Origin of the sequence: Streptomyces aureoversilis (genome assembly GCF_042657885.1) — a bacterium.
GTDB lineage: Bacteria > Actinomycetota > Actinomycetes > Streptomycetales > Streptomycetaceae > Streptomyces > Streptomyces aureoversilis.
In genome coordinates this window covers 96,482-110,326 of the sequence record NZ_JBHSKJ010000021.1, presented here as the reverse complement: position 1 = coordinate 110,326, position 13,845 = coordinate 96,482, and the positions used below count along the sequence as shown (strand labels likewise).

General features: G+C 72.8%; 11 protein-coding genes. 8 read left to right on the top strand and 3 right to left on the bottom strand.

The window, feature by feature from the left end:
- The first annotated feature begins 102 nt into the window (after window positions 1–102).
- Together ACFPP6_RS29640 and ACFPP6_RS29635 are read left to right on the top strand one after the other, a co-directional pair.
- Window positions 103–1,365, top strand: coding sequence for a family 2 encapsulin nanocompartment cargo protein terpene cyclase (locus ACFPP6_RS29640; protein WP_382048827.1), 1,263 nt, complete (start codon window positions 103–105; stop codon window positions 1,363–1,365).
- A 75-nt stretch (window positions 1,366–1,440) separates the two neighbouring features.
- On the top strand, window positions 1,441–2,298 hold the full coding sequence (locus ACFPP6_RS29635; RefSeq protein WP_179084287.1) for a geranyl diphosphate 2-C-methyltransferase: 858 nt from the start codon (window positions 1,441–1,443) through the stop codon (window positions 2,296–2,298).
- Window positions 2,299–2,492: 194 nt separating this feature from the next.
- Here the strand turns inward: ACFPP6_RS29635 and ACFPP6_RS29630 are convergent, their stop codons facing one another.
- Window positions 2,493–2,858, bottom strand: coding sequence for a DUF488 domain-containing protein (locus tag ACFPP6_RS29630; RefSeq protein WP_382048824.1), 366 nt, complete (start codon window positions 2,856–2,858; stop codon window positions 2,493–2,495).
- A gap of 664 nt (window positions 2,859–3,522) precedes the next feature.
- Between ACFPP6_RS29630 and ACFPP6_RS29625 the strand changes: the two genes are divergently transcribed.
- A complete protein-coding gene (locus ACFPP6_RS29625; protein ID WP_382048822.1) occupies window positions 3,523–4,104 on the top strand; it encodes a hemerythrin domain-containing protein in 582 nt (193 codons plus the stop codon).
- 256 nt (window positions 4,105–4,360) lie between these two features.
- On the opposite strand, the gene ACFPP6_RS29620 is transcribed toward ACFPP6_RS29625, so the two are convergent.
- On the bottom strand, window positions 4,361–5,020 hold the full coding sequence (locus ACFPP6_RS29620) for an HhH-GDP family DNA glycosylase (protein WP_382048819.1): 660 nt from the start codon (window positions 5,018–5,020) through the stop codon (window positions 4,361–4,363).
- A 266-nt stretch (window positions 5,021–5,286) separates the two neighbouring features.
- Between ACFPP6_RS29620 and ACFPP6_RS29615 the strand changes: the two genes are divergently transcribed.
- From ACFPP6_RS29615 to ACFPP6_RS29595, 5 genes are all read left to right on the top strand, one after another.
- A complete protein-coding gene (locus tag ACFPP6_RS29615; RefSeq protein ID WP_382048816.1) occupies window positions 5,287–6,285 on the top strand; it encodes an L-histidine N(alpha)-methyltransferase in 999 nt (332 codons plus the stop codon).
- Between the two features lie 604 nt (window positions 6,286–6,889).
- Entirely contained in the window at window positions 6,890–7,579 is a 690-nt protein-coding gene (locus ACFPP6_RS29610) for an HAD family hydrolase (protein WP_382048813.1), read from the top strand.
- Between the two features lie 231 nt (window positions 7,580–7,810).
- Complete coding sequence (locus ACFPP6_RS29605) at window positions 7,811–9,928, top strand: catalase (RefSeq protein WP_382048810.1); 2,118 nt, start codon at window positions 7,811–7,813, stop codon at window positions 9,926–9,928.
- Between the two features lie 57 nt (window positions 9,929–9,985).
- A complete protein-coding gene (locus tag ACFPP6_RS29600; RefSeq protein ID WP_382048807.1) occupies window positions 9,986–10,495 on the top strand; it encodes a metallophosphoesterase family protein in 510 nt (169 codons plus the stop codon).
- Window positions 10,496–10,605: 110 nt separating this feature from the next.
- Window positions 10,606–10,857, top strand: a complete 252-nt coding sequence (locus ACFPP6_RS29595; RefSeq protein WP_382048805.1) for a hypothetical protein — start codon at window positions 10,606–10,608, stop codon at window positions 10,855–10,857.
- A 239-nt stretch (window positions 10,858–11,096) separates the two neighbouring features.
- Here the strand turns inward: ACFPP6_RS29595 and ACFPP6_RS29590 are convergent, their stop codons facing one another.
- The gene (locus ACFPP6_RS29590; protein ID WP_382048802.1) at window positions 11,097–13,763 is read right to left on the bottom strand and encodes an AMP-binding protein; all 2,667 of its coding nucleotides are present in this window, start codon (window positions 13,761–13,763) and stop codon (window positions 11,097–11,099) included.
- Window positions 13,764–13,845 lie beyond the last annotated feature (82 nt).

The window sequence follows — 13,845 nt, the reverse complement described above, 5'->3', positions numbered from 1 at the left end:
GCTACCGCCGCGCGCATCGTTCGGCCGGGTGCCGTGACCCGGAACCCCGGTGTCACGGGCCGCCGTTCACGATGCCTGCTCGCGCAGCGAAGGGAACCCCGGATGCCCCAGCTCGACGGCGCTTCTCCGCTCAAGGCGGGTGCGAGCAGTGCCCTCCGCCCCCACGATCTCGCACCCGGCGCCACGGCACCGGCCGTGGCGGACGCGCTGCACGGGCTCCTCGCCGGGCCGACGGGGCTGGGCACGTCGGCGGCCCGCCTGTTCCGCGCTGATCTCACTCCGCCGGGGGGAGAAGGGCGGCAGGTTTCCGGAATCCCCGGTGTATCGGCGCCCAAGCAGTCCACGCAGTCCACGGACGCCAAGGCCGCCGAAGCCCGGCCCGCGGACGGGCCCCCGGAGGGGTCTTCCGTCCGCGTACCGCCGCTCTACTGCCCGGATGCCGAGCGGGACGACCCGGCCCTCGGCGAAGAGGTGAACAACCGGCTGGTCGAGTGGGCGGAGGAGATCGGGATCTTCCAGGGCCGCCTCGAACGGCTGCGGTCCCACAACTTCGGGCGGCTGTTCATGCTCGCCCACCCCGACACCGACGACCCCGAGCGCATCCTCACCGCCGCCCGCTGCGGACTGGCCGAGTGGGCCGTCGACGACCACTGGGTCGACGAGGGGGAGGACACCACGCCGGAGCTGATCGGTTCCCGCCTGGCCATGGCCCACGCCGTCGTCGACCCCGTCCGGCTTCCGGCCCGCTACCTGGCGGAGTTCGAGAACCTCGTCCGGAAGGAGCCGGTCCTGCGGGCCTTCCGCTCCTGTCTCGATCATCTGGCGGGGATCGCGAGCCCCACCCAGGTCGCGCGGCTGCGTCACGAACTGGCCGTGATGTTCGTGGGATACAACCAGGAGGCCGAGTGGCGCAGCTCCGGGCGGACCCCCGCCGTGTGGGAGTACATGCTGCACCGCTACGAGAACGCCTTCTACCCGTGCATGGTCCTGATCGACCCGGTCGGTGGCTACGAACTCCCGGCCGCGGAATTCGCCGACGCACGCGTACGCCGCACCTATCTGTACGCCGGCACGGCCAATGTGCTGCTCAACGACCTGTATTCGATGAGCAAGGAAGACCCCACCGACACCAACCTTCCCAACCTCATCGCCGCCGAGGACAACTGCTCGCTGCAGGAGGCCGTCGACCGCGCGGCGTGCATCCACGACGAGCTCATGCACACCGTGGAGGCCGAGTGCGCCGTCCTGAGCGCAGCCGGCTCTCCTGAGCTGCGGCGCTACCTCGCGGGGCTGTGGGCCTGGATGGGCGGCAGCAAGGAGTGGCACGCCACCAGCCCCCGGTACCACGGCACGTCGTCCCAGTGAGCCGCGTCGCGCAAACCCCTGCAACGACCCGGTGAATCCATATCAGTTCATCCGCTATCGGAAAGAGAAGACACGGTGACCATTCAGGAGACCCACGCCCCGGTTCTCGCCAGCGCTTACCAGCGGTCCGTCGCCGAGTACTGGAACCGGGAGAAGAACCCGGTCAACCTCCGCCTCGGCGAAGTGGACGGCATCTACCACCACCACTACGGAATCGGCGATGCCGACTGGTCGGTCCTCGAAGGCCCCGAGGAGACCCGCGACGAGCGGATCACCGCCGAACTGCACCGCCTGGAGTGCGCCCAGGCGGACCTGCTGCTGAGCCACCTGGGCCCCATCGGCCCCGACGACCACCTGCTGGACTCCGGGTCGGGCCGCGGCGGCAGCAGCCTCGTCGCCAACCAGCGGTTCGGCTGCCACGTCGACGGGGTCTCCATCTCCGAGACCCAGGTGGCGTTCGCCAATGAGCAGGCCGGCAAGCACGGCGTGGCCGACAAGGTGCGCTTCCATCTCAAGAACATGCTGGACACGGGCTTCGAGACGGGCCGCTTCCGGGCCATCTGGAACAACGAAAGCACCATGTACGTCGACCTGTCCCAGCTGTTCCCCGAGTACGCCCGGATGCTGAGTCACGGCGGGCGGTACGTGACCATCACCGGCTGCTACAACGACGCCTACGGGCTGCCGTCCCGGGCCGTCAGCGAGATCAACGCCCACTACATCTGTGACATCCACCCACGGAGCAGCTACTTCAAGGAGATGGCGAAGAACCGTCTCGTCCCGGCTGCCGTCGTGGACCTGACCGAGGCCACCATCCCGTACTGGGAGCTGCGCGCCCAGTCGCCCCTGGCCACGGGCATCGAGAAGGCCTTCCTGACCGCGTACAAGGACGGCAGCTTCCAGTACCTGCTCATCGCGGCCGACCGGGTCTGACGGAACGAAGCCCGTCGGCCCCCGGCGGCGGGACGCCGGGGGCCGACGGGCTTCAGCGCCGGGGCTTGGCCTTGCGCAGGGTCGCGGGAACCTGTTCGAGGCCGGTGACCACCTCGGTGACGGATGCCGCCGGGCCGCCGAGCCTGTGCGGCTACGCCAGCCGGGTACGGCCCACGGTGCGGGCAGGGCGGGCGTCAGCTTCGCGTCAGGAGCTTTTGGAGGACGGCCGCTGCGCTGATGTCGCGGTCCTTCGTCGCGGTGAGGAGGGTGACGGCTCCGTCACGGGTCAGGTCCTTGAGGTGCTGGAGGGGTGTCGCGTGGGCCGTGTCGGACAGTTCGGCGCGATAGCGGCGGGTGAACTCCTCGAAGCGGGCGGGGTCGTGTCCGTACCACTTGCGCAGCTCGGTGGAGGGCGCGACGTCCTTGCACCACTCGTCGAGTGCGGCAGCGCCCTTGGTCAGACCACGCGGCCAGATGCGGTCGACGAGCACCCGGCTCCCGTCGGCCTCCTCGGGCGGGTCGTAGACCCTGCGCACCTGTACTTGCCGTGACCGCTGCATGAGCTCATCGTTCCGTGCGGCCGGGCGGGACGCACCTGGAGCGGCCGTCGCACCGTCCTGTTTCGCCCCGTGCTGTTCGTAGTGGCCGGTTCGGGATGGGGGCCGGGGCCGGGCAGCGGGTCGGGTTCGGGCCGGGGATCGCGGCCGGGAGGGGGCGACGGCGGGGGTCGCTCGGGTTCGGGCTGCGGCGGTGCCGGTGGTACGGGGTCCGGGCGGGGAGCCGGCGCGGGGCCCGGTGGGGGAACGGGGCCGGGCGACGGAGTGGGCTCGGGCGGCACCGGGATGGGCGGGGTCCTGTGCTCGTGCGCCTCGTGCATGGCGTTCAGCGTTCCTCCGGTCCGTACGCGGCCGTACGCGGCCGTACGCGGCCGTACGCGGCCGTACGCGGCCGTACGTGGCGGGCGGCTGCGGGCTCGCGGCCGCGCCGCCCGTCACCGGCTCCGGCCCACGGCCGGTGCGGTCCACTCCCGCCAAGCTGGCACACCTGGCACCTGGAGGCCTGCCGCCCGTGCTCCGTCCGGAGCAGTGCCGGTGCTCCTCCGTATGCGGTGCCGGGGCACGAATCCCGTCCGGTACGGGACTTCCGGCAGTGTCAGGGACGCGTTCCGGGGTAGCCGCAGAACCGTGCCGATGCATACGACCGACATCCCCGAGGAGGACTCCCATGGGGTACCCGGACACTGCCGGCCAACGGCCGGAGAGCAATGACGTCGTGGCTTTGCTCATGAATCAGCACGAGGAGATCCGGACCCTTCTCGACGAAGTACTGGAGCGCACCGGAGAGGAGCGGCGGCATGCCTTCCGGCATCTCGTCCACCTGCTCGCGGTGCACGAAACCGCCGAAGAAGAGGTCGTCCACCCCTACGCCCGGCGGGCCGCGGAGGGCGGCGAGCACGTGGTGGCCGACCGGCTCAAGGAAGAGGACGCGGCCAAGCGGGCGCTGAAGCGGCTGGAGAGCCTGGACCCCGACGGGCCCGCCTTCGTCGAGGAGTTCACGTCCCTGCGCGAGTCCGTGCGCGCCCACGCGCGGGCGGAGGAGACGTACGAGTTCACCCGGCTGCTGGATGCCGGCGACCCCGCCCGGCTGCAGGCGCTCGCCAAGGCCGTGCGCGCGGCGGAGGCCGTCGCACCGACACGCCCGCACCCGGGGACGGATTCCGCCGCCAAGAACGCCCTGTTCGGCCCTCCGGCCGCGGTGGCGGACCGCGCCCGTGACGCGATGCGCAAGGTGCTGGGCCGGAGCTGAGCAGCGGCCCGCCCCCCGATCGGCGGTCCGCCCCCTGTGGCGGCCCGTCGCGGCGGCCGTCGCGGCGTACGCCCTCCGGGCCGTCCCGAGGCTCCTGTGACTGCCCCGCTGAGCCGGGACGAGGCCGACGACCCCTGGCGGGGCGATGGGGCGGCGGCCCCGCACGGCCGGTCACGGGGCCGGCCCGCCGCAGGCCCGGCGCCCGGCGCGCACGCAGCCGAGCGCGTTGCCGGGCGGTCCAGTCCTTCAGCGCCGGTCAGTCCCCCTTCCGGGCGGCTTCGTTCACTTCGTCGGCGATCTCCTTGTCCAGTGCGGCCCTCACCAGCGCGGCCGCGAACGCCGGAGCGTCCTCACGCTTGACGAGCCGTGCCAGCGCACCGGATGCGCGCGGCAACCCGAGGCGTGCGGCTCCCTCAGCGGCCTTGCCGTCGAAACACGGGTGCACCTCCGGCCACACGCCCTGGACTTCCCGCAGGAAGATGTTCACGCCCGCCGGCCCGAGCCCCGGCAGCTCTTGCAGCAGCTTCCGCAGCCGCCCGGGATCGCCGTCGGCTTCCTCGCGCATCCGCCGGACGTCGCCGCGGTACCGGTCGAGGAGGAGTTGCGCGCCGTCGCCGAGCTGGGTGGCCGTCCGCTCGTCGTAGCGGCGGTAGCCGCCCTTGCCCAGCGCATCCACGCGCTGCTGCCAGGTCGCCCCGGCCATCCGCCGCGGATCCTTCATCCCGGCCTCCGCCAGGCAGCGTGCGGCTTCGACCGCGACGGACGCCCGGATCCGCGCGCTGAGCAGACAGGCCAGCACGACCAGGCGGTACAGCGGCTGCGGGGTGTCCCGCAGCCGGATGCCCGCCTCCTCGGCGTACGTCCGCCCGTACATCCGCAGCAGCGTGGCCGCGGTCCGCTGGTCGCCGGTGCTCATGGAACGAGTGTGTCCTGCTCCGGCCCCGTCCGGTCGGCGGACGCCCGTCGCCGCACCACCCGCCCCACGCGATCACCCGGAAGGCCGAAATCACCCGGGAACGCTGAAATCGGCCGGAGGGCGGCTTCGGGTCACCGCGCGTGACGAGCCCACGGCGGCGCCGTGGCATCCGTCCGGCCGCCGGCCCGCTCACCTGCACGAGCGATGCCGCGGGGGCGGTGATAGGAAGGAACGGAGGCCGGCGGCCCGAGTCCCAGGAGCGGTGGATGAGCGTGGAGAGTCCCGGGCCCGGTGTCGTCGAGGTCGCTCTCGCGCCGGGCTCGCGGCCGGCCGGCGGCGAGGAGGACGAATTGCGGGCGGGCCTCGCCGAGAGGCCTCGCCGCATCCCGCACCGCTACAACTACGACACGGTGGGCTCACAGCTGTTCGAGGAGATCAGCCGCTTGCCCGCCTACTACCCTCCTCGCTCGGAACGCAGGCTGCTGCGTGACCACGGAGCCGAGATGGTGGGCCTGTCGGGCGCCACCGAGCTCGTGGACCTCGGGGCCGGCAGCGCGGAGAAGTCGGAGATCCTGCTGGCGGCCATGGAGACGAACGGGCTCCTCGGCGCGTACACCGGCATCGACGTGAGCCTCGAACCGATGCGGGCCGCCGCCCTCCGTCTCGGGGCCCGGTGGCCGGCGGCCCGCATCACCCTGGTGCACGGTGACTTCGCCACCGCCCTGCCGTGGCTCCGAGGCGGTGGGACAGGACGCCTCATGGCCATGCTCGGCAGTACCTTCGGATGTCTGACGCCACCCGAGCGATCCGGCTTCCTGCGCGCTTTGCGGGCCTGCTGCGGACCGCGCGACCACGTGCTGATCTGCGCCGACCTCTTCCAGCCGGTGGACACCGTGCGCCGGGCGTACCGCGCCGGATGCACGGGGGAACGGCCGGTGCGCCGCTTGTTCGCCCTCAATACCCTGGCTCACCTCAACAGGGAATACGGGGCCGATTTCGACCCCGCCTTCTTCGAACCGGACGTGGTCTACGACGTCCCCCGCAGGCAGGTGCGAGGCGAGATCCGTAGCACCAGACGCCAGCGGGTGGTGGTCTCCCGGCTCGGCACGGCCCTCGACTTCGCCGAGGACGAGACGCTCTTCTACGACGTGCTGCACAAATTCGAGCTGGGCGAACTGCTGGGGGAAGTGGAATCCTTCGGCTTCCGGTGCCGCCGGCACTGGGTGGAGGAGGAATTCCAGTACGCGGCCCTGCTGCTGAGGTGAGCGCGAGCGTGGGCGCGAGGGCGAGCTGAGGTGCGCCTTCGCGCACCCGGGGCCGGGGCTTTCCCTGCTCGGGGCCGGACAGGCGGCGGCGTTCAGGCAGCCTGCCTGCCGCTGTCCTCGGCAAGCGGGCCGACAGGCGACGCCCGGTCCCCCGGCGGGGCCGGCTCCTGGGAGGGAAGGCCGGGCACGGCCCGCAGAGGGCGCTGAGACTGTACGGGGTGCCCGGGCGCGGGGCTGCTCAGCAATCGTTCCTCATAACGGCCCAGCGCGAGCACCACGCACAACAGGAAAGGAGGCAGGAGCAGGGCGACGGCGACCACGAGGGCCCCTTCCGCAGTGGCGGTGTGTTCCCCATCGCCTTGCCGTACATGCCGGATACAAACACTCCTGCCCACGACGCCGGGGCCGTGCCGCCGCGCTGTTTAGCCGCCCCGCCCCCGGGAACCCGGGGGCCGTCATCCGCCCGCGCCGGTGGGAAACACCAGCGCGGGACTGCCGGGGAAGGACCGCCGGCCAAAGCACAAGGAGACACCATGCGGGCCCTGACCTGGCACGGAAGACGGGACGCCCGGGTGGAGACCGTGCTCGCCCCGGGAGCGGTGGCATGAACTCCCGGCCCCGGGCGGCGCTGTTCGACGTGGACGGCACTCTGGTCGACACCAACTACCTGCACGCGGTCAGCTGGTGGGAGGCGTTCCACCAGGCCGGGCACCGGGTCGCGATGACGGACATCCACCACACCGTCGGCATGGGTTCGGACCGGCTGCTGGACCGTCTGCTCGGCGAGGACCGCGACCGGGACGGGGACGAGGCCGTCAGCTGTGCGCACAAGGCGATCTACGCGACGTGGTTCGACCGGCTGCCGGTCCTCGACGGCGCGCCCGGCCTGCTGCGGGCGCTCGCGAGCCGCGGCTGGCGGATCGTCCTGGTGACCTCCGCCCAAGGCTCCGAGCTCGGCGCGCTCCGCCGCGCGATCGGCGCCGACGACGTCATCCACGCCGCCACCAGCGCCGACGACGTGGACTCCAGCAAACCCGCGCCGGACCCCGTCCACCAGGCGCTGGAGCAGGCCGGGACCGACGCCGGACGCGCCCTGTTCGTCGGGGACACCGTGTGGGACGTCAAGGCGGCCCGCGCCGCCGGAGTGGACTGCGTCGCCCTGCAATCGGGCGGCATCGCCCGCGCCGAACTCGAGGCCGAGGGCGCCGTGGCCGTCTACCGGGACCCGGCCGACCTGCTGGCAGGGCTGGACGACAGCCCGTTCGCCGGCCGGGAACGGGAAGGCGAACGGTAGCGCGCCGGGCCCGCCTCCCCGCGGCACCCGTTCGTGCCCCGCCGCGGGCCGGCGGCTCGGCGGGCAAGCGTCGCGCAGGCACACCGGCTCGGCCACCTGGAGCATTCCCGGCGCAGGCGCCCCGCCCGTTTCGGCTTGCCGCCTCCGGGAAGGCGGGTCAGCCTGAGGAGGCGCGCGGCGCTGCCGCCGCCGGCCCCGAGAGAACCGCACGACGAGGAAGGACGTACGCGCGTGCCCGATCGCTCCGCGTCAGGCCGAGGCTCCTCGGGCCCCGACGCCAAGGACCAGCAGCTGGACCGGTTCCGCGCCGCGCCCCGCCACGACGCGCTCACCACCGATCAGGGGGTGCGCGTCGACGACACCGACAACGCGCTGCGCGCCGGGCACCGGGGCCCCACCCTGCTGGAGGACTTCCACAACCGCGAGAAGATCACGCACTTCGACCACGAGCGCATCCCCGAACGCGTCGTGCACGCCCGGGGCGCGGGCGCCTACGGCTACTTCGAGCCGTACGAGTCGCTCAGCGAGTACACCTGCGCCGACTTCCTCGCCGAGGCGGGCCGCCGCACCCCGGTGTTCGTCCGCTTCTCCACCGTGCAGGGGCCGCGCGGATCCGCCGACACCGTCCGCGACGTCCGCGGCTTCGCCACCAAGTTCTACACCCGCGAGGGCAACTACGACCTCGTCGGCAACAACATGCCGGTGTTCTTCATCCAGGACGCCGTCAAGTTCCCCGACTTCGTGCACGCGGTGAAGATGGAGCCGCACAACGAGATGCCCACCGGCGCCTCCGCGCACGACACCTTCTGGGACTTCTGCTCCCTCCAGCCCGAGTCCACCCACATGCTGATGTGGCTGATGTCGGACCGTGCCATCCCGCGCAGCTTCCGGATGATGCAGGGCTTCGGCGTGCACACCTTCCGCTTCGTCACCGCCGACGGGCGCGGCACGTTCGTGAAGTTCCACTGGAAGCCCGTGCTCGGCGTCCACTCCCTCGTGTGGGACGAAGCGCAGATCGCGGCCGGCCGCGACCCCGACTTCAACCGCCGCGACCTGTGGGAGGCCATCGAGGCGGGCGAGTACCCGGAGTGGGAGCTCGGCGTCCAGCTCGTGCCGGAGGAGGACGAGTTCGCCTTCGACTTCGACCTGCTCGACGCCACGAAGATCATCCCCGAGGAGCAGGTGCCCGTACGGCCCGTCGGCCGGCTCGTCCTCGACCGCAACCCGCAGAACTTCTTCGCCGAGACCGAACAGGTCGCCTTCCACACGGCGAACGTCGTCCCGGGCATCGACTTCACCAACGACCCGCTGCTGCAGGGCCGCAATTTCTCCTACCTCGACACCCAGCTGATCCGTCTCGGCGGCCCGAACTTCAGCCAGCTCCCCGTCAACCGGCCGATCGCGGACGTCCACCACAACCACCGCGACGGCTTCGGCCAGCAGGTCATCCACCCGGGCACCAACTACTTCCCGAACTCGCTCGGCGGCGGCTGTCCGGCCCACGCGGGCGCGGGCGGCGGCGCCGGGGTCTTCCGGCACTACGCGGAGCGCGTGGACGGCGACAAGATCCGGGTGCGCAGCGAGAGCTTCAAGGACCACTACAGCCAGGCCGCGCTGTTCTGGAACAGCATGGCCGACTGGGAGCGGCGGCACATCGTCGAGGCGTTCCGCTTCGAGCTGGGCAAGGTCGACGCGGTCGAGGTGCGCGAGCGGATGACCGGCAACCTCGCCCACGTCAACCAGGACCTGGCGGCCGAGGTCGCCGAGGGCCTCGGCCTGCCCGCCCCGGCGCCGGTCGGCGGCGTCACCGCTGCCGCGTCACCCGCCCTCAGCCAGGAGAACCTGGCCGGTACGGGCATCCGTACGCGCAAGGTCGCCGTCCTGGCCGCCGACGGCACGGACACCGGGCAGGTCACGGCGGTCCGGGACCGGCTCACCGCCCGGGGCGCGATCGTCGAGGTCCTGGCCGCCAAGGACGGCACCGTCCAGGGCGCCGGCGGCGAGCCCCTCGACGTGGACCGCGCCCTGCCGACCATGGGCTCCGTCCTCTACGACGCCGTCGTCGTCCCCGACGGTGCCCAGGCGGTCTCCGCTCTGGCCGCCGACCCCGCGGCCGTGCGGTTCGTCGAGGAGGCGTACCGGCACGGCAAGCCGCTGGCCGTCCTCGGCGACGGCACCCGGCTGCTCACGGCCGCGCGGCTGCCCGAGGACGTCGTCCTGGGCGAGTCCGCTCCGGGCTACGGGGTGTTCACCGGCAACGGCACCGCCCCCGCGGAGGACCTCGCCGACGCCTTCGCCGAGGCCATCGGGCAGCACCGGTTCCCCCACCGCCCCGGACTGCTCAACTGAGGCGCGACACGATCCGGGCCCGGGCCCGGCGACCTTCCGGGGGTTACAGTGCGGTCCATGCGGCTGCTCCTGACCTCCGACACGCACCTGCCGACCCGGGCCCGCAGACTGCCGCCGCTCCTCCTGGCCGCGATCGACGACGCCGATGCCGTCCTCCACGCCGGCGACTGGACCGACGTCGCCACCCTGGAGCTGTTCACCGCCCGCGCCCGCCGTCTCATCGCCGTCCACGGCAACAACGACGGCCCCGAGCTGCGTGCCCGCCTGCCCGAGACCGCTCACGCCGAGCTCGGCGGGCTGCGCTTCACGGTCGTCCACGAGACCGGCCCGGCCCGCGGCCGGGAGAACCGCTGCGCCGAGCGCTTCCCCTCCACCGACGTCCTGGTCTTCGGCCACAGCCACATCCCCTGGGACACCGTCGCCCCCGGCGGGCTGCGTCTGCTGAACCCCGGCTCACCGACGGACCGGCGCCGTCAGCCCCACCGCACGTACATGACCGCCCATGCCGCCGACGGGAGGCTCACGGCGGTGACCCTGCACCGTATCGAGGCGGCGGAGGCCGGGTAGGACCACGGGCCGCCGCCGCACCGCATGCCCCGCAGGGTTCCGGGTACCCGGGGCGCGCCCGCCGCATCCGCGCGGCGGGGTGAACGACCACGACCACGGAGGTGGCCGGCATGGCCCGGCAGCAGCCCAGGAAGACACCCCGCGACCAGCGCGGACCGGGAGCTCATTCCGGTCAGGAGAGCCAGGCGCGCGAGCGCTCCGTGCCGGGCACGGCGAGCGCCCGCGAGGGCTACGGGAGCGAGGGCGGCACCGCACACGACGAGGCCCTGGAAGGGGTGAGGGCGCCCGGCGAGCGGGGGGAGAAGGACAGGGCGAAGGAGCGGACGCGCGACGAGGGGCACGGCAAGAGGACCCAGCCGTGACCGCCCGGCGCGGCGAGAAACCTGCGGGCCGCCGCAAGGCCGTTCCCCGGGACATGCAGGACCAGCAGGCGTCGCCACCGCCGGACCGGAGCACGGCAGGCCCGGAATCCTCTCGCGGCTCGAGGAACGCCGGGAGAGCCGGGAGAACTGAGGGCGCCGGGGGAGCGGACAAGCGCACCGACAGGACGGGCGGCCTCAAGCAGCCGAAGGCGGACGAGCCCCCGGACTGAGGCCGGCGCCTACCCGGCCAGCGCCCCTCCCAGGTCGCCCCGGGCCCTGCTCGTGCCCGGGGCGGCCGGGGCGTCCGGGCCCGGCGCGGGCTCCTTCGCGGCCGGCCGGCGGGCGAAGGGCAGCCGGCGCATCAGACGCGTCACCACCGCGGCGTACGCGATGCCGATGACGAGCGAGGCGCACAGCGCCAGCATCGGCGAGTGGCCCTTGAGGTGCGGGTAGACCTGCCAGTGCGTCAGGTAGATGGAGAGGGAGCTGCCGGCCAGCAGGCCGGCCGCCCGGTTGAGGGTCCTGGTGCTCGGCAGGACCGGGCACCACACCAGCAGGAGCAGGCCGCAGATGACCACGACCTCCCGCTGGGCCTGGCCGAAGTGGAAGAGCCCGGGCACGGACACCAGGACCGTCGTGGTCACCAGCAGGCGGTGCCGCACGGTGGTCGCCTTGGCCGCGGCCCAGCCCAGGGCGAAGAGCCAGAAGACGACGACCGGCGTCAGGTGCGGGACGCGCAGGTCGAACCCGGGGAGGTTGTAGCGGGTGACCAGCCCGAGCGCTATCAGGGCGGCGGGAAAGGCGAACGGGAACCGGCGTTCGGTGCGGTCCAGCGCCGGGACGGCCAGGCAGACGGCCAGGGCGACCAGGAAGTATACGAGGGCCTCGACGAACCAGTAGTGCCACTCCTGCCGGCCCTCGTGCGAGCCGATGACGCTGTTGAGCAGGACCGCGTTCTCCAGGTCGTAGCCCCGGCCGAGGAAGACCACGAGGCTGATCCAGGCGACGCTCGGCAGGGCGATGCGCGTGATGCTGTGCCATGCGTGCCGGGCGCGCTCGCGGCGCGGCGCCGAGGTGAGGTGGAAGCGGGCGAAGTTGAAGCCGGCGATGCCGAGCAGCACGTGTGCCCCGCCCTGGACGACGAACAGGGGTATGTGGGAGCCGACGATGAGGACGATGGCGACGGCGCGGAGGGCGACTCCGGTCTCCAGCGTGCGCATGCGGCGCGCGGCCGGGCGGTGCCCGGGCCGGGGGAGGGGACCCGCCGGCCGGAGTCCGCGGATCGGCCGGGTGTGCCAGTCGGCGGGGAGGCGGCCCAGCATCTGCTCGATCCGCAGCGACATCTCCACGTAGGAGAGGGAGTCGCCGCCGAGGCCGACGAAGGTGCTGTCCTCGGTGACGTCGGTCCGGCCGAGGACCTCCGCGTAGAGACGGCAGAGCGCCGTGGTGACGGTCACGGCCGCCGTCCCGGGCGCCGTCGCCGGCGGCTCCTCGGCTCCGGGCGCCCGCGCCTGCTGCCGTACGGCCCGGTAGTCGGGCTTGCCCGTGGCGAGCCGCGGCAGTTCGGCGAAGTGGCTTACGTGCACGGTGTGGACGGGTAATCCGCTCACTTCCGCCGCCAGCCGCCGCAGGTGCGCGAGGTCACGGGGAGGTGCGCCGGTGACGGCCACGATCATCCGCTCGTCGTCGCCCGTGCAGCAGGCGGTGATGCCGTGCCGCTCCAGCACCGACTCGATGCGCTGCGGGTCGATGCGCAGGCCGAGGATCTTCAGGAACCGGCTGCTCCGGCCGACCACCTCGTACAGCCCGCGGTCCGTGCGCCGCGCTATGTCCCCGGTGCGCAGCTCGTCGACGGTGCGCCCCAGGCGCAGGTCCGCCGGGGTCCGGGCGTAGCCCAGCATGACGTTCGGCCCGCGGTACACCAGCTCGCCGGCGCCCGGGCCGGCCGGGTCGCCGGGGAGGGGCTCGATGCGGAAGGAGCCGCCGGGGACGGGGACGCCGATTGACCGCGGGTGCGCGAAGACGAGTTCGGGCGGCAGGTAGGCCATGCGGGCGGTGGCCTCGGTCTGTCCGTACATCACGAACAGCTCCCAGCCGGCGCGCCGGCCCAGGTCCGCGTAGCTGGCCACGCGCTCGGGCGCCAGCCGGCCGCCGGCCTGGGTGACGTAGCGCAGGTGGGGCAGGCGCATGGCGGCGAATCCGACCCTGTCGAGCAGGTCGAAGGTGTGCGGGACCCCGGCGAAGGACGAGCCGCGGGCGGAGCGGAAGAGCTCCCAGAAGCGCGGGTCGGACACGGAGAGGTCGGTGAGGATCAGTCCTGCGCCGCGCAGGAGGTGGCTGTGGACGACCGAGAGGCCGTAGCAGTAGTGCATGGGCAGCGTCGTGGCGGCCCGGTCGTCCTCACGGATGTCCAGGCACGAGCTGATGGATTCCGCGTTCGCCTGGAGGTTGCCGTGGGAGAGGCGCACGAGCTTCGGCGAGCCCGTCGAGCCGGAGGTGCTCAGCAGCAGCGCGAGGTCGGGGTGGAGCTCGTGCGCCGAGACGGCGCGCCGCTCGTCGATGTGCCACGTACCGTCGTCGGCGGGCCGCGCGACCACATCGGGGTCGTACGCGGCGACCAGCGATTCCATGGCGGAGCCGCTGCCCGGTGACAGGAGGACGGGATGGCCGGCGGCCAGGGCCGCGAGATGGATGACGAGCGCGTCGGCCGCGTTGGCGCCGGCGAGCAGCACGAGACGCCGCCGTGGGCCGAGGCGCCGGGCGGCGGCCGTCACGCGCTCGGCGAGCTCGCGGTACGAGACCTCACCGGTGGGAGTGATGAGGGCTGTGTGATCACCATGAGTTGCGAGGGCGCGGGCGAAGGGGACCGATTCGACTCCGTTGGACTGGCCGAAAGAGAGCGTCACGCCGAGTATCGTAGATAAGGGTTGCTTTACCTGGAAGACCGGCGGAGAGGGTCTTTTCCGGAAGGTGGACTTCCCCGCCTCT